This window comes from Salifodinibacter halophilus, assembly GCA_012999515.1.
Classification (GTDB): Bacteria; Pseudomonadota; Gammaproteobacteria; order Nevskiales; family Salinisphaeraceae; genus Salifodinibacter; species Salifodinibacter halophilus.
On the sequence record JABEEB010000509.1, the window covers coordinates 1 to 248 of the forward strand.

Sequence of the window (248 nt, forward strand, 5' to 3'; positions counted from 1 at the left end):
GGCATGCGCGAACGGCTCGGCATGAGCCGCAAATGGCTCAACGAAAACCTGCGCCCGCTGCAACGCTGGCTGGATCGCCAGGCGGGCCGGCCTTGGGACGCGGTCTATGCGGAACTGTGCAAGAACGTGGATCGACGCAACACCGTGCAGCAACACATCCATGAGCATCTGCGCGATTTCGTCGAGGTCGACGTGTACGAAAGCGAGGGCCAGCTCTACGCCATCCGCCGCGCCAGCGGCGGATGGCG

Annotated in this window: 1 protein-coding gene; it reads left to right on the forward strand. The window is 64.9% G+C overall.

Annotated features, from left to right (window positions below; genetic code table 11):
• Window positions 1-248 (forward strand): hypothetical protein (locus HKX41_12645; protein ID NNC24983.1); only part of this gene is annotated, 248 nt, incomplete at both ends.